The following is a 25238-nucleotide window of genomic DNA, read 5'->3' as shown; positions in this document are numbered from 1 at the left end:
GTAGCGCCCGTAGCACCTGCTGGCCCAGTAGGTCCAGTAGGTCCTTGAATGAATGAAGCAGAATTAACTAGAGCGGTTTGTAATGCTGCGATTAATTTAAGAAGCTCTTGAAGTGTGCAAGGGTCAATTCGGAATAGTTTTGTAATGGATAGTAAAAAATTAATTAGATTTTGAAGCTCGATAAATACAGCGCTTGCTACGAAAGTTGGATTTTTTAATATAGTTATTAAGTTTTTAATAATAGCTAACCCTTGTGCTTTCAGGGAGGAAGTAGCATCTAGTGAACAAATAAATTTACTTAGTAGGTTCAATGTATCAATTAGATCTTCAATATTTTGGGGAGATGGATTTGCGAAAAGTTTTGGGATTATTTTTGTTAAATCGATAATGATTGCGCGGAATGTTCTAAGTTGTGCTTTAGTAACTGGGATTGATGGAGTATTTGGAATTCGTCCAGCGCTACTTGGAAAGCATGGTTTGGAGAATTTGTTCTGACTGTCGTTATAATGAGACATTAAATCTCTCCTTTCTCATGAGGATATGAACGAAACTCATCATAGTAGATGCAAAAATTAGTTAAATGGTCATAGTAAAATCGTTTGTTTGAAGAAAAAATAGAAAAAACGCCTTATCATAAGGCGTTTTTTCTATTTTCTGCGTATTGATAATATCGTTTTAGTGAAATCTTTGACTTGAAGCCAGCTAGCTTTATAATTTCTGACTCCGGAGTTTCTTTTTTTATTAAGTTTAAAATATAGGTGTTACGAAAGTGTTGTCCTGAGATTCCTTTGCGTAAATTAGCTCTGGATACTTCAAGGCGAATCATTTTTTGGATAGCGATTTCTGTTAATCCCTTTGGTGCATCATTTTCGTATACCCATCTGTATGTTCCGCGATTAAAATCGAATGCGACAAATAATGGATCATTACTATGATATTTTGGACGAACGGGTTCAGGGATACTTTTGTAATAAGTATATAGTTGTTTTTTGTCTTCGCTAGTTAATGTAATTGTTCTTTCTACTCCTGCGGTTGCAGGTATAGATAACGTGTTAGTTTCAAAGTGGACGTGATGCATAGTTAATGCTGTAAGTTCCTGTAAGGATAATCCATAGTCAATTAATAAATTTAAAATAGCGATATTACGATCCATCAATAAAGGGCGTACAGGACGTTGTTTTTCTGAAAGTCCTTCTAATGAAGTGACTATATGTTTTAATCTTTTTTCTTCATCAGATGAAATGAAATCTTCATTGCGGAGTGTGCGGTCTGGTTGAATAGACATTTCCATGTTCTTTAATGGGTTAGGAATATTTAGAAAGTGATGCATTCTATTTAATACAATGAATACACGGTGCATCGTTTTCTCTGAGTAATGTCGATTCTTTTTTAAGTCGGAAAAGTAATCTTCGTAGTCTTTTGTACAAAGTGTAGCCCATATATTACTGGAAGGGAGCTTTTTGTTTTTTTCTAACCAATGTCCGAAATCTTCAATGTCATAAACATAACGTTTAATGGTTGAAGGTTTTCGGCCTTTATTCAATAAAAAAATAGAAAAGGCTTGTATTGTATCATGGAATTCCGTTGTCTCCATAGTCCCACCACCTTCATTATTTCTTTTATTATAGCAAACTTTTCTGAAAATAGTCATTTGCAAAGGAGACAAGAATAATAATATTTGGTGAGTGGATAAAATGAGGTGATTGTATGGAACAATCGATGCGAAAGAAAAATAATAATCAAATTAACATTGTGTTAAATCATCGAAAGAAAATTTCTTTACCGGCTGCAGAAAATAAAACAGTAATTTCAAGTGAAACTACTACGAAACATGAGATGCTGCAAAGAATTGAAGAAGAGATGGGAAAACTCGTTGGGATGGATGATATAAAAAAGATAATAAAAGAAATATATGCTTGGATTTATGTGAATAAAAAAAGACAAGGAATAGGATTGAAGTCTGAGAAACAAGTACTTCATATGTTATTTAAAGGGAATCCAGGTACAGGGAAGACAACTGTTGCTAGAATGATAGGGAAATTATTATTTGAGATGAATATTCTATCAAAAGGGCACTTAGTTGAAGCTGAACGTGCGGATCTTGTAGGAGAGTACATCGGTCATACAGCTCAAAAAACAAGAGATTTAATAAAAAAAGCAATGGGAGGAATTTTGTTTATTGATGAGGCATATTCATTAGCCCGAGGGGGAGAAAAAGATTTTGGAAAAGAAGCAATTGATACGCTCGTAAAACATATGGAAGATAAACAACACGGTTTTGTATTGATTTTAGCTGGATATTCAAGAGAGATGAATCACTTTCTTTCATTGAATCCAGGACTGCAATCTCGTTTTCCATTTATAATTGAGTTTGCGGACTACTCAGTAAATCAGTTGTTAGAAATAGGGAAGAGGATGTATGAAGAACGTGAATATCAGTTATCGAAAGAGGCTGAATGGAAATTTAGAGATCATTTACATGCTGTAAAGTACTCATCGCAAATTACATCCTTTAGTAATGGACGATATGTCCGGAATATTGTTGAAAAATCGATTCGTACACAAGCTATGCGGTTGTTACAAGAGGATGCATATGATAAATATGATTTGATTGGAATATCAAGCAGTGATTTGATGCTTGAAGAGGAGACGCACAGTACGTAAACTGTGCGTCTGTTTTTCTGTATAAGTGCTTCTATTACTTTTTTGCTTTTTCTTGATAAGATTTATGGAATCGTTCCATTTTAGCACTTTTTTCGTGTGCGGAATTAGGGTCGTGTCCAATTTGACCTACTGAGCTTTTTTGAGCCCCTTTATTCACATGGTTTGTCATTTGTATTCACCTCGCTTTGAGGATTAGTATAAACATTCTGTAAAGAAAAACTCATTAGAAAAGAAAAACCCCTTTACGATTTGTAAAGAGGTTGGATTGCTATTTATGCATTGAACGTTCGTTTGTGTCGATGCGTCTATGCGGTAAATGCCATTTGTAATGAATAGAAACCATGCGGAAGCAAACAATTAAAATGAATAAGGTGTATAGAGCCCAATCGCTAACAATAATTTGAGCGCCAATTAAGAAACCTGCCAGAATCGTCCAAAAAGCATATACATCAGCTCGAAGAACGAGAGGTTTTCTACGGGCTAAAAGATCGCGGATAATACCGCCTCCAATGCCAGTTAAAACGGCTGCTACGATTGTAGCGCTAATTGGTAAATTTAATTTTTGAGCGTATAATGCCCCTTGTACGGCAAATGCTGATAAGCCGATAGCATCAGTGATGTTTTCCCACTTTTTCCAGTGTCTAATTAATTTATTTGGAAAAAGAAAAATAATCGTCATTGATAAAAGTGCGATTTGGAATAACATGTCTTGTTGCCAAAACGCGACAATCGGATAACCGATTAATAAATTACGAAGGGCACCTCCCCCAAATGCGGTTGCCATTCCTAAAATATACACCCCGAAAATATCATAATCCTCTTCCATTGCAACAATAGCCCCGCTTAATGCGAAAGCGATTGTGCCTATGATGCTAAAAATCTCCCATGCCATGAATTTTCTCCCCCGCTAACTAGATGAAATGTGCTTCCTCTGCTATTATATTAGAAGGTTTAAATTTCGAAAAGGATGAGTGAACATATTTGATGGAAGAAAAAGAGAAAGTCATATTAGTGGGCTGTCAATTGCCGCAAGATGATGATGAAAAATTTATGCATTCCATGAAAGAACTTGCATCATTAGCGAAAACTGCACGAGCAGAATTGTTAGTGTCTACAACGCAAAAACGACCGAAGTTTCATCCGGCGACTTATATAGGTAAAGGCAAATTAGAAGAGCTTACAATGTTAACTGAAGAATTAGAACCGGATGTTATCGTATTTAATAACGAATTAACACCGAGTCAAATTCGGAATTTATCCTCAGTATTAGATGCGAGGGTAATTGATCGAACGCAACTTATATTAGATATTTTTGCGCAACGTGCGAAGTCGAGAGAAGGGAAGCTTCAAGTTGAATTAGCTCAGTTGCAATATACAATGCCGCGTCTTATGGGGCAAGGATTGTCTTTATCACGTCTTGGTGGTGGTATTGGAACGAGAGGGCCGGGTGAAACGAAACTTGAGACGGATCGTCGTCATATCCGATCACGGATTGATGAAATAAAGAAACAACTTGCAGTTGTTGTAGAACATCGAAAAAGATATCGTGAGAGAAGAAAAGATAATAAAGTATTTCAAGTTTCGTTAATAGGATATACAAATGCAGGGAAATCTACGTTGTTTAATAGATTAACGGAAGCCGATACATTTGAAGAGAACTTGTTGTTTGCAACGCTAGACCCGACAACAAGGAAGATGCCGTTACCTTCTGGTTATACAGTATTACTAACTGATACGGTTGGTTTTATACAAGATTTACCTACATCATTAATTGCTGCATTCCGCTCGACATTAGAAGAAGCTGGTGAAGCGGATGTTATTTTACATGTTGTGGATTCTGCAGATCCGAATTATGTAGGGCATGAGAAAACAGTAAAACAATTATTGTCAGAACTCGAAATCAATCATATTCCTATTATTACGTTATATAATAAAAAAGATGAATTACATCAAAACTTTATTCCGTTTCCGAAAAGTGACTTCTTAATGACTAGTGCTTTTGAAGAAAATGATCTATTACATATAAAAGAAGCGATAGAAACGAAAATGAAGGAAGAAATGAATTGTTATCAAGTGAAAATTCCTCCGAGTGAAGGTAAGTTATTAACTCTATTAAAGACAGAGACGCTATTAACGAAAATGGAGTTTTTGGAAGAGAAATTTGTATATGATTGCGCGGGGTATATTTTTGCTCATTCATCGCTTAATGTACAATTAAAGAGATTTTTAGTGGAAGAAGGAGAAAATAAAAATGTTTGATCGTTTGAAAAATGGAGAAAAAATTGCTCCAATCGTAAAAGAAGTAGAGAGTCAAATTACAGAAGTACATAAACGTGCGGATGAAGTAATTGAAAGTAATCAGTTTCGTGTGTTAGAAAGTTTCCGTAAACATAAAATTAGTGATTCACATTTTATTCCGACGACAGGTTACGGTTATGATGATATTGGTCGTGATACGTTAGAAAAAGTGTATGCAGATGTATTTGGAGCGGAAGCTGGTCTTGTTCGTCCGCAAATCATTTCAGGTACTCACGCAATTTCAACAGCGCTATTCGGTATTTTACGTCCGGGAGATGAGTTATTGTACATCACGGGTAAGCCGTATGATACGTTAGAAGAAATTGTTGGTGTACGTGGAAAAGGTGTAGGATCATTCAAAGAATATAATATTGGTTATAATGCAGTTCCGCTTACTGAAGAGGGGCTAGTTGATTTTAGAGCTGTTGCAGCTGCCATTCATAGTAATACGAAGATGATTGGAATTCAACGTTCAAAAGGTTATGCTACTCGTCCGTCGTTTACTATTTCTCAAATTAAAGAGATGATAGCGTTTGTTAAGGAAATTAAACCAGATGTTGTCGTGTTTGTAGATAACTGTTATGGCGAGTTTATTGAAGAGCAAGAGCCATGTCATGTTGGTGCAGATTTAATGGCAGGTTCGCTTATTAAAAACCCGGGTGGGGGAATTGTTAAAACTGGTGGTTACATTGTTGGTAAAGAACAGTATGTTGAAGCGTGTGCATATCGTTTAACATCTCCAGGAATCGGTGCGGAAGCAGGGGCATCTTTATACAGTCTGCAAGAAATGTATCAAGGTTTCTTCTTAGCGCCGCATGTAGCAGGACAAGCGCTAAAAGGTGCGATTTTTACAGCTGCATTTTTAGAAAAGTTAGGAATGAATACATCACCAGCGTGGAATGCACCAAGAACGGATTTAATTCAATCTGTTCAATTTGATGACAAAGATCGCATGATTGCATTCTGCCAAGCAATTCAATATGCATCTCCGATTAACTCTCACTTCACTCCATATGCCAATTATATGCCGGGGTATGAAGATGATGTAATTATGGCTGCGGGAACGTTTATTCAAGGTGCAAGTATTGAATTGTCAGCTGATGGTCCAATTCGTCCGCCTTATGTTGCTTACGTACAAGGTGGGCTAACTTATTCGCATGTGAAGATTGCGATTTGTTCTGCAATTGATGCATTAATTGAAAAAGAATTATTAACAATTTCTTAAAGGGAAGCTGTCAATTTTGACAGCTTTTTTTCGTGTGAAAGTAATGATTTATTTCATTAGAAAAAAGAATGAAAAAATTTATAAAAAAATCATGTAAGAAAAGCTAACATCTATTGACACCAAACATAACATGGTATAAAATGAGAAGCAGTTAAGGCGAAGGAGGAACTGAAGCAATGAAAGAAGATAGACGTTCTGCCCCGCTGTTTCCTATTGGTATTGTTATGGATTTAACACAATTGTCTGCACGTCAAATTCGCTACTATGAAGAGCATAATCTTGTTTCTCCAACCCGTACAAAGGGGAATCGTAGATTATTCTCATTTAACGATGTAGATAAGTTGTTAGAGATTAAAGATTTATTAGATCAAGGCTTGAATATGGCTGGTATTAAACAAGTGTTACTAATGAAAGAAAATCAAACAGAAGCAGTGAAAGTAAAAGAAGAAACGAAAGAAATTTCAAAAACTGAGCTTCGCAAAATACTTCGAGATGAACTACAACATACAGGTAGATTTAATCGAACTTCATTGCGACAAGGTGATATTTCAAGATTTTTTCACTAAAGAGAACTGATTCTGAAGGTGTTTAGAGGGACTAAGGAGGAATTTATAATGGCTAGGTACACAAAAGAAGATATTTTCCGTTTGGCGAAAGAAGAGAATGTAAAGTATATCCGTTTACAATTTACGGACCTTTTAGGGGTAATTAAAAACGTAGAAATTCCAGTGAGCCAATTAACAAAAGCTCTTGATAACAAAATGATGTTTGATGGATCTTCTATTGAAGGTTTCGTACGTATTGAAGAATCTGATATGTACTTATATCCAGACTTAGATACTTGGGTGATTTTCCCTTGGACAGCTGAAAAAGGTAAAGTAGCTCGATTAATCTGTGATATTTACAATGCAGATGGCACTCCATTTGAAGGGGATCCACGTAACAATTTAAAACGTGTATTAAAAGAAATGGAAGCTTTAGGATTCTCAGATTTCAATCTTGGACCAGAGCCGGAATTCTTCCTATTCAAAGTAGATGAAAAAGGAAATCCAACATTAGAATTAAACGATAACGGTGGATACTTCGACCTTGCGCCGATGGATCTAGGGGAAAACTGTCGTCGTGATATCGTTCTTGAACTTGAAGAAATGGGCTTTGAAATTGAAGCGTCTCACCATGAGGTTGCTCCAGGGCAGCACGAAATTGACTTCAAATATGCAAATGCAATTCGTTCATGTGATGACATTCAAACATTCAAACTTGTTGTAAAAACAATTGCTCGTAAACACGGTTTACACGCAACATTTATGCCAAAACCATTATACGGTGTGAACGGTTCAGGTATGCACTGTAACTTATCACTATTCAAAAATGGTGAGAACGTATTCTATGATCAAAACGGTGACTTACAATTAAGTGATGACGCTCGTCACTTCATCGCAGGTATTTTAAAACACGCACCAGCATTTACAGCGGTAGCAAACCCAACTGTAAACTCTTACAAGCGTTTAGTACCTGGATACGAAGCTCCTTGTTACGTAGCATGGTCTGCACAAAACCGTAGTCCATTAGTACGTATCCCTGCATCTCGTGGTATTAGCACACGCGTAGAAGTACGTAGTGTTGACCCAGCTGCAAACCCATATTTAGTAATGGCAACATTATTAGCAGCAGGTCTTGATGGAATTAAAAACAAATTAACTCCACCAGCTGCAGTAGATCGTAACATCTACGTAATGACAAAAGAAGAGCGCGAAGAAGCAGGTATCGTTGATTTACCGGCAACATTAGCGCAAGCTTTAGTTACATTACAATCTAATGAAGTAATTAGTAACGCATTAGGAGATCACTTACTTGAGCACTTCATCGAAGCGAAGGAAATTGAGTGGGATATCTTCCGCACGCAAGTTCACCAATGGGAACGCGATCAATATATGTCTCTATACTAAGAGGTGAGGAAGCCCTGATACTACGGTATCGGGGCTTTTTTATTTGTCGACAATATAGGTGTTAGTTGAAATGAATTGAATAGATGCCTGAAAAAATATGACGGTATTTGAATTTCTATTCCATATCTTTAATGTAACGTGGTGAAATTCGAATTACTTTGTGTTCCAAAAGGGTGGATAAGTAAAAGTAACATGCGTAATATCTATGGGTTTAAAAAATTGTATGATATGTTGTGTTCGGTATTGAATATGTTTAATACTAAAGTTCGAGTGTTTAAAAATATAGTACCTTGCAATAAATAGTACTAAGTGGTATATTATGGATAAGGAAGGTACCGTGTATTGAACAGTACTGAAATGAGAAAGGGGGATTGCACTTGAACGTTCAGTTTAAAAAAGGTGTGTTAGAACTGTGTGTACTGGCACTTGTGAAACGTAAGGATTGTTACGGTTATGAACTTGTTCAGCAAATCTCAAATAAATTTTTAATATCGGAAGGGTCAGTATATCCTTTATTACGCCGTTTAACGAAGGAAGGATATTTTCAAACGTATTTAAAAGAATCTACGGAAGGACCACCTCGCAAATATTATCAACTAACTGAGCAAGGGGAAACGCAACTGAATGTGTTAGTAACAGAGTGGCATGATTTTGCGAAAGGTGTACAAGAAATTATTGAAGGGGTGGAATGGGATGAGTAAAGAACAGTTTCTTAAGGAATTATCAAGTCACCTTAGAAAGTTACCGGACGAAGAGAGAAAAGATATTTTATTTGATTATGAAGAGCATTTTCAGTTTGGGATAGAAGAGGGAAAAACTGAATCGGAAATAATAAAGGGGCTTGGCTCTCCGAAAGTAATTGCAAAAGAATTGCTTGCGATGTATCGTTTCGATGAAATGAAAAAAGATCCATCAACTTCAAATGTGACAAGAGCTGTCATGGCGGCGATTGGACTTAGTTTGTTTAATTTCGTTATTGTGTTAGGCCCGTTAGCTGCAATTATTGCTTTTATATTTTCTTTTTGGGTCGGTGGGATTGCTAGTGTAGTGACACCATTTTTCGTAATTGGAAAAGTATTTATGGGTACTTTTATATGGTTAGATTTATTCGTTAGTATAACTTTTGTTGGAGTAGGTTTGTTGTTATGTATAATCGCTTATTATAGTACGAAGTGGTTTAAAAAGCTTTGCGTACGTTATGTAATATGGAACTTCAAAATGATAAAAGGGGAGTAGATGATGAAAAAAATCTTGTTAGCAGCAATCGCTTGTATCATTATTGGAGTAATTGGGATTTCACAAACATATGAAAAAGCAGTGCAAGCTGCAGAAGAAGGAAACAAAGAAGATAAAATTAAAAATGAAACACTAAAAAATATAGAAGTTAAGTTAGATATCGGGGATATTGTTGTCCAAAAATCTCCTGACGCTTCTTTTTATGTAAAGCAATCAGGAGATGCGCGTAAACAAGAGATTCGTATTACTGAAGATGGTGACACATTAAAAATCATTGGGGAAAGAGAAAAAGATGCTTCATTTAATTTTTCTTTTTACGATTTTAGGTTTCAAACGTCTACATTGACTCTCCTTGTGCCTGAACGCTCTTACCAAGATGTAAAAGTAAATTCATCTGCTGGACAAATTGAAATAAGTGATGTGAAAAGTGAACGTGTAAGTGCTAGAACACTTACTGGAGAAGTGGATTTGAAACATGTAACGGCTAAGAATGTGGAGGGATCTACAAAAGCTGGTGAAGTAAACTTTAAAAAAGTAATAGGGAAAGTGACTGCAAAAACGACCAGTGGGGAAATAAATATTCTAGATCATGATTCTATGTATAATCTAGAAGCAAGTTCAACTGCGGGAGATATAAATATTACTTTATCGGAAAAACCAAAAGATGCGGTAATTACTGGGCAAAGTGCTGCCGGGGATGTAACAATTTTTAATGAAGAAAATAAAGACGTAACGATTGGTAATGGGAGTAAAAAGATTAGCGGTAAAACAGCTGCGGGCGATGTGACGATTGAAACGCGTTCATAAGAAATAGAATGTATGAAAATCTATCAAAATACAAAAAAGAAGATAATTACCGTATATAAATAAGGTAATTATCTTCTTTTATATTCTTAATGTAAATCACGATATACGCCAATTACTTTACCGATAACGGACACTTGCTTTAAAATGATAGGTTCTAATGAAGAGTTTTCCGGTTGTAGACGGAAATGGTCTTTTTCTTTATAGAAACGTTTAACAGTTGCTTCATTATCTTCTGTTAAAGCGACTACAATTTCACCATTATATGCAGACTGTTGTTGGCGAACAACAACTAAATCTCCATCGAAAATACCAGCTTCAATCATACTATCTCCAGAAATACGTAACATAAACACTTGATCTGCTCCTGCGACAATGCTAGCTGGAAGAGGGAAGTGTTCCTCAACGCTTTCGACTGCTGTAATTGGTAATCCAGCAGTAACTTTCCCGACAATTGGAACTTGAATAACAGATTGTGTTTCTGTATCCATTCGGTCTTCACCTAAAATTTCAATTGCGCGTGGTTTTGTTGGATCGCGTCGAATGTATCCTTTTTCTTCTAATCTTGATAAATGTCCGTGCACTGTAGAACTAGAAGCGAGGCCGACTGCTTGACCAATTTCACGTACGGAAGGTGGATATCCTTTTTCTTGTACTTTTAGCTTAATAAAGTCGAGAATGTCTTGCTGGCGTTTCGTTAACTTTTCCATGTTTTCTAACACCTCGTTTTCTTTCATTTTTCTTATTAATAAGTATAACATGTGAAAAAACATTATACAAACATAAGTTCGAACAAAAGGCGAATTTATGTTACACTAAAGGGAAATTATAGTGAGAAAGAGGGGTTCATAATGAATGCAATTATTTATGCGCGTGTGAGTACAACAAAAGAAGCACAAGAAACATCATTATTACGTCAAAAAGATGAATTATTGCATTTAGCGGAGCGCTATCAAATGAATGTTACTAAGGTGATTGAGGAACAGGCTAGTGGCTATACAATTGAACGTGACGGCATATTAGAAGTGCTAGATACAATTCGAGACGAACAAATTGATGTGCTACTTATACAAGATGAAACGCGCCTTGGTAGGGGGAATGCAAAGATTGCGTTAATGCACTGTTTACATAAAGAAGGAATAAAAGTATATACGCATACACATAATGGTGAATTGCAATTGTCGGATTCTGATTCAATGGTATTAGATATTATTGGTATTGTTGAAGAGTATCAAAGAAAGATTCATAATTTAAAAATTAAACGTGGTATGCAACGAGCAGTAGAAAAAGGCTATCGTCCAGAAAATAATTTAAAGAATCGTCATTTAAGTGTAGGACGAGAGAAGAAAGAAGTGCCAATTGAGGAAATTGTACGTTTGCGTAAGAGTGAACTTACTTTCGAAGAAATTGCAGCAACACTACGTGGCTTTGGTCATAATGTTTCAAAAGCGACGGTACATCGTAGATATGTAGAGTATACAAAGCAATTGCTTGATAAAGAAGAGTAACTATTGTATGATAATAATCAGTTTTGAGTAGAAGGGGGATTCGAGATGCTTAGTCACGAACTCGTTGAACGCATTAACTTCTTAGCGAAAAAAGCAAAAGCTGAAGGTTTAACTGAAGAAGAACAACGTGAGCGTCAATCGCTACGTGAACAATATTTAAAAGGATTTCGTCAAAATATGTTAAACGAACTAAAAGGAATTAAAGTTGTTAACGAACAAGGTACTGATGTTACACCGGCGAAATTAAAAGCTTTAAAAAAGCAAGATAATGCAAAATTAAACTAAAAGATGGGCGAAGCCCATCTTTTTTATTTATTTAATAACTTCCCAGTTGTTATTAACGGTTGCTTCTATCTTTTTATGTTTCAATATATAGTTAGCGATAAGTTCAGACATATTTGTTGGTATGTCTTTTATTACGGGCTTATTTTGAAACATAAAGAAGTTCCCTCCGCCGCTTGCGCGATAATTATTCATAACGACGTCATATTCTTCGTTCATATTAAGAGGAGTGCCTTTATGTTGTAAAGATTCTACTCTTGCGCCAATTGGTTTTGAAATGTTTAATACGTACGAAATTCCTTCCCACATATCGTAATTATAGTGTTGCGGCTTTGGTTCTATAAAGGTAGGGTTTACGATGATAGATCCATCTTCTTTTAATGTGAAATAAGAAGCAGAGAGTTCGAGAGCATCTTTTATATCTGAGCCAGTTATTCTAATTACTTTTAATGTATTTGGATAAATATAATTAGAAACGATGTCACGCATTGTTACATGTTCCGGGAAACCTGGAGATGTATTATGGAATAGGCTTGTACAAGAAATGGAAACATTAGCAATATCCATCTGTATTTTATTTATGAATTCAATAAAAGGATGGTCTTTCAAACGAGTTTGCATAGCATCTGAAATTTGCATGTCACCGTGGATGATTCCAATAGGTTGATCAAGCCATTTTTGTGTTTTCTCTTCATAATCGGCTACCAAGTAAAGAACATCTGGATCTGCCTCGATTTCTTGCACAGCCAATAGTTCTGAATAACTCTCTTTTTTTACCCACTCTTGTTTCATTTTTTCAAATGTTATAGTTACTTTTCCAACTGAATGTCCATTACATCCAGTCTGTAAAATTGTTACATCATTACCCACTGTTTGAGCAATTTTTCGGTGCTGATGGCCTGTTAATAAAATATCTATGCCTTCAATTTCATGACACATTGCATACCCTTGGTTTTCACCTGTTAAAACTTCAGTCGGTTCTCCAGTTTGTAAATCGCGTTCAAATCCCCCATGATACGCTACGACCAGTAAATCTGGTTTCTCGTGTTCGCGAATGTAAGAAACCCAATTTTTTGTTGTTTCTAACGCATCTTCAAATTGTAAGTCTTTAATGTGATGGGGTTGTTCCCAATTTGGAATGTAATGCGTTGTCATCCCTAAAATAGCAATTTTTATATTTGATTCAATCTGTTTTATTATATATGGTTTTCCGAAATAAGATTCTTTGCTGTTTTTATCTAAAATATTTGCTGATAAATACGGGAAGTTGGCAGTAGAAATAGCATGATTTAATACGTCCAGTCCATAATTAAATTCATGATTCCCAATCACTGCAGCGTCATAACGTAAATAGTTTGCTATTAATGACATTGGGTTTTTCTTATCTTTTTCATATGTAGCGTAATGATAAGTAAAGGGTGTTCCTTGTATGAAGTCACCATTATCAATTAATAGGACGTTTCTATTTTCGGAACGTTCTTTTTTTATAAGAGTAGAAATTTTAGCTAAACCAATTTCAGCTTTGGAGTTATCTTGATAGTGAATTGGATAAACGGTACCATGTATATCACTTGTTAATAAGATGTTTAAAGTTACAATTTGATTTTGATTCAATATCATTCACCTTTTCTATTGTTATCTACTAATTAAGCATATCAAATATAGGAAGAGAATTTTAATGTGAGTGTATAGAATGTGTAAAGATTCTGTAAATAAACAATTATTCGTGAAATTGTGTGATATATTTCTTCATGTTTACGGAAGGTTATTTTATAACAACAAAAATGGAGGCATTAATATGTTGAAAAAAGTTTTTGCAATGAGTACAACAGTTGTATTAGCAGCGGGTTTATTAAGTGGCTGTGGAACGAAGGAATCAAGCGCAAGTAAAAATGAAGATACGAAAAAAGGGTATGTACCGAAGACTTTAAATGTTCAATTTGTTCCTTCTCAAAATGCAGATACGTTAGAGGCGAAGGCAAAACCACTTGAGAAGCTATTAAGTGATAAGTTAAATATTCCAGTAAAAGTTAGTATTTCGACGAATTACAATACAATTGTAGAAGCGATGGCATCTAAGCAAGTAGATGTAGGTTTTTTACCTCCAACAGCGTATGTGCTAGCACATGAGAAAAAGGCTGCAAACGTAATTTTACAAGCACAACGTTTTGGAGTAGATGATGAAACGGGAGCTCCTACAAAGGATTTAGTAGACTTTTATAAGTCTGAATTTGTTGTTAAGAAAGATTCAAATATTAATAGTGTAAAAGATTTAAAAGGTAAAAAAATTGGTTATCAAGATGTAACGTCATCAGCGGGGTATGTGTGGCCTGCGGCTGTACTATTAAAAGAGGGCGTTGATCCGTTAAAAGATGTGAAACCTGTTACATTAAAAGGTCACGATCAGTCGCTTATTGCTCTTTTAAATGGTGATGTAGACGCAGCTGTTGTATTCCAAGATGCTCGTAATATTGTAAAAAAAGATTATCCGAATATATTCGATCAAACGAAAATAGTGAAATTTACGGAGAAAATTCCAAACGATACGATTTCGGTACGTTCGGATTTAGATGAAGAGTGGAGCAAGAAATTACAGGATGCTTTCATTGAAATTGGAAAGAATGAGGAAGGTCACAAAATCATTAAAGAAGTATATTCACATGAAGGATATGTTAAATCTGATGATAGTAAATTTGATATCGTTCGTGAATATGGGAAGAAAGTAAAAACGCAATAATACATATGGAAATGGAAGCTAACTGGAAAGGTATGTTTTCAGTTAGTTTGCCGTTTTGAATTTATAGAAGGTAGGTAAGATGTGTGATAGAGTTTCGAAATGTTTCCAAAGTGTATCCAAATGGTACAAAAGGATTGAATCATATAAACTTGAAAATTCAAAAAGGTGAGTTTGTTGTAATGGTAGGGCTGTCCGGAGCTGGAAAGTCTACACTTTTAAGATCAGTAAATCGTCTTCATGAGATTACAGAAGGCGAAATCATGATTGAAGGTGAGTCAATTACTGCTGCAAAAGGAAAGGGATTACGCCGCATGCGCCGGGATATTGGTATGATTTTTCAAAGTTTTAATCTTGTAAAGCGATCAACGGTATTAAAGAACGTATTAGCTGGCCGTGTCGGGTATCATTCGACATTACGTACAACGTTAGGCCTATTTCCGAAAGAAGATTTGGACCTTGCCTTTCAATCGTTAAAAAGGGTAAATATTTTAGAAAAAGCATATGCGCGGGCTGATGAATTATCAGGAGGACAACAACAACGTGTGTCCATTGCTAGAGCGTTGGCGCAAGAAGCAAAAATCATATTAGCAGATGAACCTGTTGCGTCGTTAGATCCACTAACAACAAAGCAAGTATTAGATGATTTGAAAAAAATTAATGAAGATTTTGGAATTACAACAATTGTAAACTTACATTCTATTGATTTAGCTAGGCAATATGCGACACGCATTATTGGATTACATGCAGGTGAAATTGTTTTTGATGGCCTAGTAGAAGAGGCAACGGATGAAAAATTTGCTGAAATTTATGGTGACGTAGCGCAGAAAAGCGAATTGTTAGAGGTGGCAGTTAAATGAATGACGTGACGATATATTCGAAATCGATACCGAAGCCGCCGAGTAAGTTAAAACATATGTTAACGTTAATCCTAGTCATTTTACTGTTGTGGGGAAGTAGTATGCAGGTCGACGCATCATTTTCAAAACTAGTAGTTGGTTTTCCTAATATGATGGATTTGTTAAAAGAGATGGTGCCGCCAGATTGGAGTTATTTTCAAGTTATTACAACAGCAATGTTAGATACAATACGTATGGCGATTATCGGGACGACTTTAGGAGCGATATTAGCTATTCCACTGGCACTATTTGCGGCAAGTAATGTGTTTACGAGTGCATTTTTGTACAGTCCCGCTCGATTGATTTTAAATTTTATCCGAACGGTACCAGATTTATTATTAGCGGCAATTTTCGTAGCTATTTTTGGAATAGGACCACTTCCAGGTATTTTAGCTCTTACGCTTTTCTCAATTGGGCTCGTGGCGAAATTGTTGTATGAGTCAATTGAATCGATTGATCCAGGTCCATTAGAAGCAATGACAGCAGTAGGGGCAAATAAGGTGCAATGGATTGTTTATGGGGTAATTCCGCAAGTGAAAGCGCATTTTGTCTCCTATGTTCTTTATACATTTGAGGTAAACGTACGTGCAGCAGCTGTTTTAGGTTTAGTAGGAGCTGGCGGTATCGGATTATATTATGATCGTACACTTGGGTTTTTACAATATGAACAAACTGCATCTATTATTATCTATACTCTTGTTGTTGTATTGTTAATTGATTACGTAAGTACATTGTTGCGGGAGAAATTATAATGAGTAAAACGACGTTAATCGTACCAAAACCGAAGAAACCGAGTATGTATCGCTGGATTATTTTCATAGCACTTACATTTGTTTATGTATGGGCTTTTTCGGGAGTACCGCTAGAGGGAATCAAAGATACGGCGGGAGAAATTACAAAAGCAATTATGACAGGTGTATTGAATCCAGATTGGTCGTATGTATCTTTGCCAGATGGTGAAGATTTATTACATGGTTTAATTGATACGTTGGCAATTGCGATATTAGGTACATTTATTTCTGCCTTTTTATCTGTTCCATTCGCTTTTTGGGCGGCGACGAATATGAGTAGTGGAAAATTAACTTCGGGAACTGGGAAATTTGTACTTAGTTTTGTCCGTACATTTCCTGAATTAGTTATGGCTCTTTTATTTATAAAAGCTGTTGGACCAGGTTCTTTTGCCGGCGTTCTAGCTTTAGGGTTACACTCTATTGGAATGTTAGGAAAATTATATTCAGAAGGAATTGAAAATATAGATAAAGGACCGAAGGAAGCGTTAATAGCAACAGGTGCGAATCGATTTCAAATACTTTGGTATGCAGTATTGCCACAAGTATTACCAGATTTTCTATCCTATACGTTATACAGGTTCGAAATTAATGTGCGATCCGCTGCCATTTTAGGTGTTATTGGAGCAGGTGGAATTGGCACACCTCTAATTTTTGCGCTGAGTTCACGCAATTGGTCTCGTGTAGGAATTATTTTATTAGGCATCATTTTAATGGTTATTATCATTGATTTTATTTCAAGTTCGATTCGGAAACGGATTGTTTAACTGATTTGAAAAGCATCGAATTTAGATGCTTTTTTTGTATTTTTAAAGGTGGGCTAAAAAAGTTAGTATAGAAGGATTTTGTATATCTGTATAAATATACAGATAATTCTCTTTCTTTTTAAAATAAAAATAATGAAAAAGTATGTCATATTGAATGCCCATACATTCCTGGAAACATTGATTTTTTTATAAAAAATCAAAAAAACATCAACATATTTGTCGATACATGTTGTATAATCTTGCGTGGGAAGCTATCATATAAATGTATAAAACGTTTACTAATATAAGCGAAGGGAAGAATAGCATGTCACATTCAATCGAACAACTTTCTATCAACACGATTCGCACATTATCCATCGATGCGATTGAAAAAGCAAACTCTGGTCACCCAGGAATGCCAATGGGTGCAGCACCAATGGCTTATACATTATGGACTCAATTTATGAAACACAATCCAAATAACCCAACGTGGTTTAACCGTGATCGTTTCGTATTATCAGCAGGCCATGGTTCAATGTTATTATACAGCCTACTGCACCTATCTGGTTATGATGTAACAATGGATGACTTAAAGAACTTCCGTCAATGGGGAAGCAAAACTCCAGGACATCCTGAGTACGGTCATACACCTGGTGTAGATGCAACTACTGGTCCACTTGGACAAGGTATTTCAACTGCTGTAGGTATGGCAATGGCTGAAAGACATTTAGCTGCTAAATATAACCGTGATGCGTATAATGTAGTAGATCATTATACATACGCTATTTGTGGTGATGGAGATTTAATGGAAGGCGTTTCTGCTGAAGCATCTTCATTAGCTGCTCATTTACAATTAGGTCGCCTTGTTGTGCTTTACGATTCAAACGATATTTCATTAGATGGCGATTTAAATCGTTCATTCTCTGAAAGTGTAGAAGATCGTTACAAAGCATACGGATGGCAAGTAATCCGTGTTGAGGATGGAAACGATATTGAAGCTATCGCAAAAGCAATCGAAGAAGCGAAAGCTGACGAAAAACGCCCAACGCTAATTGAAGTAAGAACGACAATTGGTTTCGGTTCTCCAAACAAATCAGGAAAATCAGCTTCACATGGTTCTCCACTAGGTGTAGAAGAAACAAAATTAACGAAAGAAGCATATGCTTGGACTGCTGAGCAAGACTTCCACGTAGCAGAAGAAGTATACGACAACTTCCGTAAAACAGTACAAGATGTTGGTGAAACTGCGCAAGCAGAGTGGAACACGATGCTAGGTGAATATGCACAAGCATACCCAGAATTAGCAAACGAATTCCAAGCAGCAATGAACGGTCAACTTCCAGAAGGTTGGGAGCAAAACTTACCAACTTATGAATTAGGATCAAAAGCAGCAACTCGTAATTCTTCTGGTGCTGTAATTAATGCAATTGCAGAATCTGTACCATCATTCTTCGGTGGATCAGCTGACCTTGCTGGTTCTAACAAAACATACATGAATAACGAAAAAGACTTTACAAGAGATGATTACAGCGGTAAGAACATTTGGTACGGTGTACGTGAGTTCGCAATGGGTGCAGCAATGAACGGTATTGCACTACATGGTGGTTTAAAAACTTACGGTGGTACGTTCTTCGTATTCTCTGACTACTTACGTCCAGCAATTCGTCTTGCAGCATTAATGCAATTGCCGGTAACGTATGTATTCACACACGACAGTATCGCTGTTGGTGAAGATGGTCCAACACATGAACCAATCGAGCAATTAGCGGCGCTACGTGCAATGCCAAATGTATCTGTTATTCGTCCAGCTGACGGTAACGAGTCTGTTGCGGCTTGGAGATTAGCTCTAGAATCTACAAACAAACCAACTGCTTTAGTATTAACTCGTCAAGATCTTCCAACATTAGAAGGTGCAAAAGACGATACGTATGAAAAAGTAGCAAAAGGTGCATATGTAGTTTCTGCAAGCAAGAAAGAAACAGCTGATGTAATCTTACTTGCAACTGGATCAGAAGTAAGTCTAGCTGTTGAGGCTCAAAAAGCATTAGCAGTAGACGGTGTTGACGCATCTGTTGTCAGCATGCCATCTATGGATCGCTTTGAAGCTCAAACTGCTGAGTACAAAGAATCTGTATTACCAAAAGCAGTAACAAAACGTTTCGCAATCGAAATGGGTGCTACATTCGGATGGCACCGTTACGTAGGTCTTGAAGGAGATGTGTTAGGTATCGATACATTCGGTGCTTCTGCTCCTGGTGAGAAGATTATGGAAGAGTATGGATTTACTGTAGAGAACGTTGTTCGTAAAGTAAAAGAAATGCTTTAATGATTTTAGAAAAATCTCTCCGGCATGGAGAGGTTTTTCTATGTAAATGAGTTTTTTCGACAGAAAAAGTTTTTTCTCTCTCCGCAGTCAGACAATCATTGCAAAATTTCTTCTATATAATGAAGAGAAAAGGTTGTCCAGATTGGGAGGCGAAAGATGAAAACGTATGAATTGTATTTAATTCAAGAGGATATTGCGAAAGCTTACTTTGGTCGTGAATATTTGTTTTTTGATTTATTTGCTCGATTTTCAGAATCTGGGTCCCTTTCGGAGAAAAAAGTGCTATATAAACAAATGATGTATATAACGATGCCATTACAAGTAATGAAAATTCATCATAAATTAGAACAAGCTTTGCGCGTTCTTGGTAAATATGATCGAACACATCATACACATACACTTTATACAGGGGCAGAATATGGCGAAATAATGGTGAAACCACACTATATTCGCATGAATACCTCTGGAAATGTTTCTATGGAAACGACTTTCTTTGAGGTGCTTCGGAAGTGTGAATTAACATTTTTAGCTATGGATTATGAAAATACAAAGTACGGATGGCTGAATCCTCTAAAACAAGTACGAACATATGTGTAAAAAATGTCGAATTGTATCTTGTCTTATTGAAAAGGTTTTAGTACACTGTAAGGTAGACAACATGAAGGAGGAAAATATATGCCAATTTGGTTAGGTATTCTAGTGGGCGTAGTAGCACTAGTAGCAGGCGTGGCGTTAGGATTTTTCATTGCCCGCAAATACATGATGAATTACTTACAAAAAAATCCACCAATTAACGAACAAATGTTAAAAATGATGATGATGCAAATGGGACAAAAACCTTCCCAAAAGAAAATCAATCAAATGATGAGCGCGATGAACAAGCAACAAATGAAATAAGCGCTAAAAGACACTCGCTAAGAGTGTCTTTTCTTTTTGATATAGACAGAGTTTAAAACTTTTAAAAATTCTGTATTTTTGGTAAACTGAAAACATCGCTCATTTTAAGGGAGGAGGAAAAATATGAAAGTATTTATGAATTTAGCGTGGTTTTTTAAACAAGAAAAACGAGCGTACATAACCGGAATTATTTTATTATTTGGCGTCGCACTTTTAGAACTTGTAGCACCAAAAGTGATTGGGATTGTTGTAGATGAAATTAACGATGGAACATTAACGACTGATAAGTTACTAAAATGGGTTGTACTCTTAGTACTCGTAGGTATTACGATGTACATATTACGTTACGTGTGGCGCATTATGATTTTTGGGTCTTCATTAAAGTTAGCTCGCCAATTACGGAAAAATTTGTATGAACATTTTACAAAGATGAGTCCATCTTTCTATCAGTCAAATCGCACAGGTGATTTAATGGCGCACGCGACCAATGATATTCAAGCAATTCAGCAAACTGCTGGGGCGGGTGTTTTAACACTTGTTGATTCATTAGCTGTTGGAGGGTGTGTACTCGTAGCGATGGGTTTTACAATTAGTTGGAAGTTAACATTGTTAAGCTTAATTCCAATGCCGATTGTAGCAATATCGACAAATTATTACGGCACTTTATTACATAAAAGGTTTCATAAAGCACAGCAATCGTTTTCGGAAATCAATGATAAAGTGCAAGAGAGTATGAGTGGGATGAAGGTAATTCGATCGCTTGGACAAGAAAAAGAAGATTTACAAGCGTTCCGAAAAAAATCAGAAGATGTCGTACATAAAAATATGTTAGTTGCACGTATTGATTCGTTATTTGATCCAACAATCGCTCTTATCGTAGGTTTTTCTTTTTTAATTGCAGTATGTTACGGGTCAGTATTAGTTGTGAGAGGTGAATTAACAGTAGGTGATCTCGTTACATTTACGACATATTTAGGTACTCTCGTTTGGCCGATGTTAGCGTTTGGATGGCTGTTTAATATTATGGAGCGTGGGCGTGCTTCGTATGACCGTGTAGAAAAAATCCTCTCACAAAAATCAGATGTAGTAAATAGAGAAAATGCTGTGCATACAATAGCGAGCGGTGATATTTCATTTGCGGTCGATTCGTTTTCGTATAAGAAAAATGAACTGTTACATTTAACGGATATTCACTTTGATTTGAAGAAGGGGGAAACGTTAGGGATTGTAGGACGTACAGGTGCAGGGAAAACGACTTTATTAAAATGTTTAATACGTGAGTATGATCATTTTAATGGTGAGTTAAAAGTTGGGGAGCGGGATATTCGCGATGTAACACTTTACGGTGTCCGTTCTGCCATTTCATACGTGCCGCAAGATCATTTTTTATTTTCAGCAAGTATTGGGGAGAATATTGCCTTTGGAAAGGCGGATGCTACATATAATGAAATTACTCGGGCCGCAGAGATTGCTTGTATTCATAATGATATTCTCCAATTTTCAGAAGGATATGAAACAGTAGTAGGAGAAAGAGGCGTTTCGTTATCTGGAGGTCAAAAACAGAGGATTTCTATTGCGCGTGCTTTATTAACGAATGCTGAAATTTTAATTTTAGATGATTGTTTATCAGCAGTAGATGCAAAAACAGAAGAAACAATTTTAAATGCTTTAAAGAGGGAAAGAGCAGGGAAAACGACAATTATTACTGCCCATCGTTTAAGTGCAATTCAGCATGCCAATCTTATTCTTGTTGTGGATGAAGGTAGAATTGTACAACGAGGTACACATGAACAACTAATGAAAGAACATGGTTGGTATAAAGAAATGTATGAAAGCCAGCAGTTAGAAGCATTAGTCGAGAAAGGAGGCGTATGATGGCTGAGAAAAAACAGAGCGATTTAAGAAGATTACTGTCTTATATGAGGCCATATAAAGGACTGTTAGCATTAGCATTTTTATTTCTAGTTGGTGCAACTGTAACAGAAATGATGGGTCCTTTTTTAATTAAACAATTTCTTGATGAACACTTAGTACCACGTAACTTTGATCAATCAGCACTTGTTACTTTATTTGTAGTGTATATTGTTGCTCACTTATTAAAAGTATTATTTACTTATTTAGACTTGTTATATTTTCAAAATATTGCTTTTAAAATTGTTCAAGATATGCGTGTTGAAGTATATGAGCATGTTCAAAAGTTGTCATTAAGTTTCTTTGATCGTACGCCGATTGGTACGCTCGTATCGCGCATAACGAATGATACAGAAGCAATTAAAGATTTTTATGTCAGTGTATTATCAACATTTGTTAAAAATATCGTATTTTTAGTAGGGATTTTAGTAGCGATGTTTTTATTAAATGTAAAATTAGCGCTATTTTCTCTCGTATTAATTCCGATCATGTTTGCGATTATGGTGCTATATCGCCGGAAAAGTGCAGCTTTTTATTTAGAAGTCCGTAATCAATTAAGTGTGTTAAATGCAAAGTTAAACGAGTCCATTCAAGGGATGAATATTGTTCAAGTGTTCAGACAAGAAAAGCGCATGAGAAAAGAATTTGAAGAAGTGAATAATAAACATTATAGTGCAGGGCGACGTACATTAAAGTTAGATGCATTGCTTTTACGTCCAGCAACTGATTTAGTTCATATTGTAGCTATTGCGTTAGTACTTGGTTTATTTGGAATTGATGCTTTGAAGAGTCCTGTTGAAGTAGGCGTTTTATATGCGTTTGTTAACTATATACATCGTTTTTTCCAGCCTGTAAATGAGATGATGATGAAATTATCATTTTTCCAACAGGCACTGGTTTCATCATCACGTGTATTTCATTTAATGGATGAGAAAGATTTAGCGCCAGTTCAAAAAGGGGATGGAAATCCTCAAGTTATTAATGGAGATATTGAATTTAAAAATGTTACTTTTTCGTACGATGGAAAACGTGATGTTTTAAAAAATGTATCTTTTCACGTGAAACAAGGGCAAACGGTTGCTTTCGTTGGGCACACTGGCAGCGGAAAGAGTACTATTATGAATTTATTACTGAGATTCTATAATATTAATTCCGGAAATATTGTAATAGATGGTGTAGAGTTAGAGAAATTTGAAGAACAAGAAATTAGAAAGAAAATAGGACTTGTATTGCAAGATGCATTTTTATTTGCGGGAAATGTAAAACAAAATATTCGTATGTATAATGAAGAAATTACGGATGAAGAAGTAAAAGAAGCGGCACAATTTGTGCAAGCGAATACGTTTATTGAAAAATTACCAGAGCAGTATGAAACGGAAGTAGTAGAAAGAGGAGCTGCATTTTCTAGTGGTCAACGACAATTAATTGCTTTCGCTAGAACGATAGCAACGAATCCGAAAGTGTTAGTATTAGATGAAGCAACAGCAAATATTGATACAGAAACTGAAGATGCAATCCAAACAGCGTTACAGCAAATGCGAAAAGGACGGACTACGATAGCGATTGCGCACAGATTATCTACCATACAAGATGCAGATCAAATTTTTGTTATGCACGATGGAGAGATAGTAGAAAGAGGGACGCATCAAGAATTACTGAGTGAACAAGGATTGTATTATAATATGTATTTACTACAAAATAAAGGAAGTTTACAAAAGGCCTTGTAATTACAAGGCTTTTTTACTTTGGTTATAAAATATGTTTGCTCTTTATGTCTATAGTATAAACGTCGTCACCCTTTAATAAAGTTGTACATATTGTATGTATACGAAATGAAAAAATTGATAGGAGCTTTTATATGCAAGATAGATCTAGTTCAAATATTACGTTTATTGATGTGTCTCATTGGGAAGGGAATATTGATTGGAATGCAGTGAAGGGATCCGGTATTTCAGCGGCGTATGCAAAAGCGACAGAAGGTGTAAATTACATTGATCCTACTTTTACTAAGAATGTACAAGCAGCACGAAATGCGAATGTATTAATCGGTGCATACCATTTTGCACGCCCAGAACAAAATGATGCAATTTCAGAGGCGAAATATTTTGTGAGTATATTACAAAGTAACCACACAGACTTAATGCCAGTTCTGGATTTAGAATCACCAACAGATCCGAGCAACAGTAATTTAACTGGTAGCGCTATATCGAATTGGGCAAGAAGCTTCATAAATTATGTGAAACAGGCTACTGGAAAAGATGTAATGTTATATACAGGAGTTTGGTATATTAATGAGTTCGGAATTAGCGGATTAAGTGATATTCCACTTTGGATTGCTAGATACTCGAGTACACCGCCTGCTGATGCTGGTGGATGGACAGAGTGGACAGCGTGGCAGTACACAGATTCTGGACAAATTTCAGGCGTAGGAAATTGTGATGTATCAGCTGCAGTTTCATTAGAAGCTTTACAAGGGAATGGAGCAAGTGGTGGAGGTAATGTTTCCCCGTTTAATAATGCAACTCCAGTGTACGGAGTTGTTATAATTAATGGAGATAATGTGAATTTGAGAAGTGGACCATCTTTACAGTCTAGTGTAATTCGCCAATTGAATCGTGGCGAAGCATATGAAGTTTGGGGAGAACAGGGTGGTTGGCTTTGTTTAGGGACAAATCAGTGGGTATATAATGATTCGAGTTATATTCAGTATAAACATTATGTGGCGACTATTACTGGTGATAATGTAAATCTACGTGATGCTCCATCATTAAATGGAAATGTTATAAGACAGTTACATCATGGTGAATCGTATCGAGTATGGAGTAAGCAAGATGGATGGCTTTGCTTAGGGACAAATCAATGGGTATACTACGATTCAAGTTATATTCAGTATGGTGTACAATAGAGTGGAAATAAAAGGTATCTCTTCAGAGGTACCTTTTATTAAAAATATACAACTTTTACAAGGTCT

The 25238-nt window shown here is 36.0% G+C and carries 26 protein-coding genes; 20 read left to right on the top strand and 6 right to left on the bottom strand.

What is annotated here, in order from left to right:
* A partial coding sequence (locus tag MR083_RS20985; RefSeq protein ID WP_242269800.1) for a collagen-like repeat preface domain-containing protein occupies positions 1-515 on the bottom strand: 515 nt, incomplete at its 3' end.
* Positions 516-631: 116 nt separating this feature from the next.
* Positions 632-1594: a tyrosine-type recombinase/integrase gene (locus MR083_RS20980; protein ID WP_098906876.1), complete on the bottom strand. Its 963-nt coding sequence runs from the start codon at positions 1592-1594 to the stop codon at positions 632-634.
* A 113-nt stretch (positions 1595-1707) separates the two neighbouring features.
* Here MR083_RS20980 and spoVK point away from each other — a divergent pair, with 113 nt between their 5' ends.
* Positions 1708-2664 (top strand): stage V sporulation protein K, encoded by a 957-nt coding sequence (gene spoVK, locus MR083_RS20975; protein ID WP_242269799.1) that lies wholly within the window; start codon positions 1708-1710, stop codon positions 2662-2664.
* A gap of 34 nt (positions 2665-2698) precedes the next feature.
* On the opposite strand, the gene MR083_RS27865 is transcribed toward spoVK, so the two are convergent.
* Together MR083_RS27865 and MR083_RS20970 are read right to left on the bottom strand one after the other, a co-directional pair.
* Positions 2699-2833: a hypothetical protein gene (locus MR083_RS27865; RefSeq protein WP_000181496.1), complete on the bottom strand. Its 135-nt coding sequence runs from the start codon at positions 2831-2833 to the stop codon at positions 2699-2701.
* A gap of 99 nt (positions 2834-2932) precedes the next feature.
* A complete protein-coding gene (locus tag MR083_RS20970) occupies positions 2933-3556 on the bottom strand; it encodes a trimeric intracellular cation channel family protein (RefSeq protein ID WP_000312265.1) in 624 nt (207 codons plus the stop codon).
* Between the two features lie 92 nt (positions 3557-3648).
* On the opposite strand from MR083_RS20970, the gene hflX reads away from it, so the two are divergent.
* The 7 genes from hflX to MR083_RS20935 all read left to right on the top strand — a co-directional run bounded on the left by hflX (position 3649) and on the right by MR083_RS20935 (position 10179).
* Complete coding sequence (gene hflX, locus MR083_RS20965; RefSeq protein WP_016718264.1) at positions 3649-4923, top strand: GTPase HflX; 1275 nt, start codon at positions 3649-3651, stop codon at positions 4921-4923.
* Complete coding sequence (locus MR083_RS20960; protein ID WP_000460298.1) at positions 4916-6187, top strand: methionine gamma-lyase family protein; 1272 nt, start codon at positions 4916-4918, stop codon at positions 6185-6187. The genes hflX and MR083_RS20960 overlap by 8 nt, the downstream gene beginning before the upstream one ends.
* A 176-nt stretch (positions 6188-6363) precedes the next feature.
* Positions 6364-6753, top strand: a complete 390-nt coding sequence (gene glnR / locus MR083_RS20955) for a transcriptional repressor GlnR (protein WP_000656783.1) — start codon at positions 6364-6366, stop codon at positions 6751-6753.
* A gap of 48 nt (positions 6754-6801) precedes the next feature.
* Entirely contained in the window at positions 6802-8136 is a 1335-nt protein-coding gene (glnA, locus tag MR083_RS20950) for a type I glutamate--ammonia ligase (RefSeq protein WP_000135330.1), read from the top strand.
* A gap of 377 nt (positions 8137-8513) precedes the next feature.
* On the top strand, positions 8514-8837 hold the full coding sequence (locus MR083_RS20945) for a PadR family transcriptional regulator (RefSeq protein ID WP_242269798.1): 324 nt from the start codon (positions 8514-8516) through the stop codon (positions 8835-8837).
* Positions 8830-9372, top strand: a complete 543-nt coding sequence (locus MR083_RS20940) for a DUF1700 domain-containing protein (RefSeq protein WP_242269797.1) — start codon at positions 8830-8832, stop codon at positions 9370-9372. Before MR083_RS20945 ends, MR083_RS20940 begins: the two co-directional genes overlap by 8 nt.
* On the top strand, positions 9373-10179 hold the full coding sequence (locus MR083_RS20935; protein ID WP_242269796.1) for a DUF4097 family beta strand repeat-containing protein: 807 nt from the start codon (positions 9373-9375) through the stop codon (positions 10177-10179). It begins immediately after the preceding gene.
* An 86-nt stretch (positions 10180-10265) separates the two neighbouring features.
* Here MR083_RS20935 and lexA read toward each other — a convergent pair whose 3' ends face one another.
* Complete coding sequence (gene lexA, locus MR083_RS20930) at positions 10266-10886, bottom strand: transcriptional repressor LexA (RefSeq protein ID WP_000413738.1); 621 nt, start codon at positions 10884-10886, stop codon at positions 10266-10268.
* Positions 10887-11027: 141 nt separating this feature from the next.
* Between lexA and MR083_RS20925 the strand changes: the two genes are divergently transcribed.
* Positions 11028-11684 (top strand): YneB family resolvase-like protein, encoded by a 657-nt coding sequence (locus MR083_RS20925; protein WP_000991471.1) that lies wholly within the window; start codon positions 11028-11030, stop codon positions 11682-11684.
* Positions 11685-11729: 45 nt separating this feature from the next.
* Complete coding sequence (locus tag MR083_RS20920; RefSeq protein ID WP_000948565.1) at positions 11730-11969, top strand: DUF896 domain-containing protein; 240 nt, start codon at positions 11730-11732, stop codon at positions 11967-11969.
* 27 nt (positions 11970-11996) lie between these two features.
* Here MR083_RS20920 and MR083_RS20915 read toward each other — a convergent pair whose 3' ends face one another.
* Positions 11997-13580, bottom strand: a complete 1584-nt coding sequence (locus tag MR083_RS20915) for a bifunctional metallophosphatase/5'-nucleotidase (RefSeq protein ID WP_242269795.1) — start codon at positions 13578-13580, stop codon at positions 11997-11999.
* Positions 13581-13764: 184 nt separating this feature from the next.
* Between MR083_RS20915 and MR083_RS20910 the strand changes: the two genes are divergently transcribed.
* The 10 genes from MR083_RS20910 to MR083_RS20865 all read left to right on the top strand — a co-directional run bounded on the left by MR083_RS20910 (position 13765) and on the right by MR083_RS20865 (position 25172).
* Positions 13765-14703, top strand: a complete 939-nt coding sequence (locus tag MR083_RS20910) for a phosphate/phosphite/phosphonate ABC transporter substrate-binding protein (RefSeq protein ID WP_000915052.1) — start codon at positions 13765-13767, stop codon at positions 14701-14703.
* Positions 14704-14786: 83 nt separating this feature from the next.
* The gene (gene phnC, locus MR083_RS20905) at positions 14787-15560 is read left to right on the top strand and encodes a phosphonate ABC transporter ATP-binding protein (protein ID WP_016718260.1); all 774 of its coding nucleotides are present in this window, start codon (positions 14787-14789) and stop codon (positions 15558-15560) included.
* Entirely contained in the window at positions 15557-16351 is a 795-nt protein-coding gene (gene phnE / locus MR083_RS20900; protein ID WP_242269794.1) for a phosphonate ABC transporter, permease protein PhnE, read from the top strand. Before phnC ends, phnE (MR083_RS20900) begins: the two co-directional genes overlap by 4 nt.
* Positions 16351-17154, top strand: a complete 804-nt coding sequence (gene phnE / locus MR083_RS20895) for a phosphonate ABC transporter, permease protein PhnE (RefSeq protein ID WP_242269793.1) — start codon at positions 16351-16353, stop codon at positions 17152-17154. The genes phnE (MR083_RS20900) and phnE (MR083_RS20895) overlap by 1 nt, the downstream gene beginning before the upstream one ends.
* A 304-nt stretch (positions 17155-17458) precedes the next feature.
* Entirely contained in the window at positions 17459-19459 is a 2001-nt protein-coding gene (gene tkt / locus MR083_RS20890) for a transketolase (protein WP_000019785.1), read from the top strand.
* A gap of 156 nt (positions 19460-19615) precedes the next feature.
* Positions 19616-20056, top strand: coding sequence for a sporulation inhibitor of replication protein SirA (gene sirA, locus MR083_RS20885; RefSeq protein WP_000860645.1), 441 nt, complete (start codon positions 19616-19618; stop codon positions 20054-20056).
* Positions 20057-20134: 78 nt separating this feature from the next.
* A complete protein-coding gene (locus tag MR083_RS20880) occupies positions 20135-20356 on the top strand; it encodes a YneF family protein (protein ID WP_001123317.1) in 222 nt (73 codons plus the stop codon).
* 123 nt (positions 20357-20479) lie between these two features.
* Complete coding sequence (locus tag MR083_RS20875) at positions 20480-22231, top strand: ABC transporter ATP-binding protein (RefSeq protein WP_000862464.1); 1752 nt, start codon at positions 20480-20482, stop codon at positions 22229-22231.
* Positions 22231-23994: an ABC transporter ATP-binding protein gene (locus MR083_RS20870; protein ID WP_000818393.1), complete on the top strand. Its 1764-nt coding sequence runs from the start codon at positions 22231-22233 to the stop codon at positions 23992-23994. The genes MR083_RS20875 and MR083_RS20870 overlap by 1 nt, the downstream gene beginning before the upstream one ends.
* Positions 23995-24125: 131 nt before the next feature.
* Positions 24126-25172 carry a GH25 family lysozyme gene (locus MR083_RS20865; protein WP_001154090.1) on the top strand — a complete coding sequence of 349 codons (1047 nt, stop codon included), beginning with the start codon at positions 24126-24128 and terminating at the stop codon, positions 25170-25172.
* The last annotated feature ends 66 nt before the right edge of the window (positions 25173-25238 follow it).

This window comes from Bacillus cereus group sp. BfR-BA-01408, from assembly GCF_022663305.1.
Classification (GTDB): Bacteria; Bacillota; Bacilli; order Bacillales; family Bacillaceae_G; genus Bacillus_A; species Bacillus_A pacificus.
Note: the sequence above shows the minus strand (reverse complement) of the source record. Positions and strands in the feature narration are given on the sequence as shown.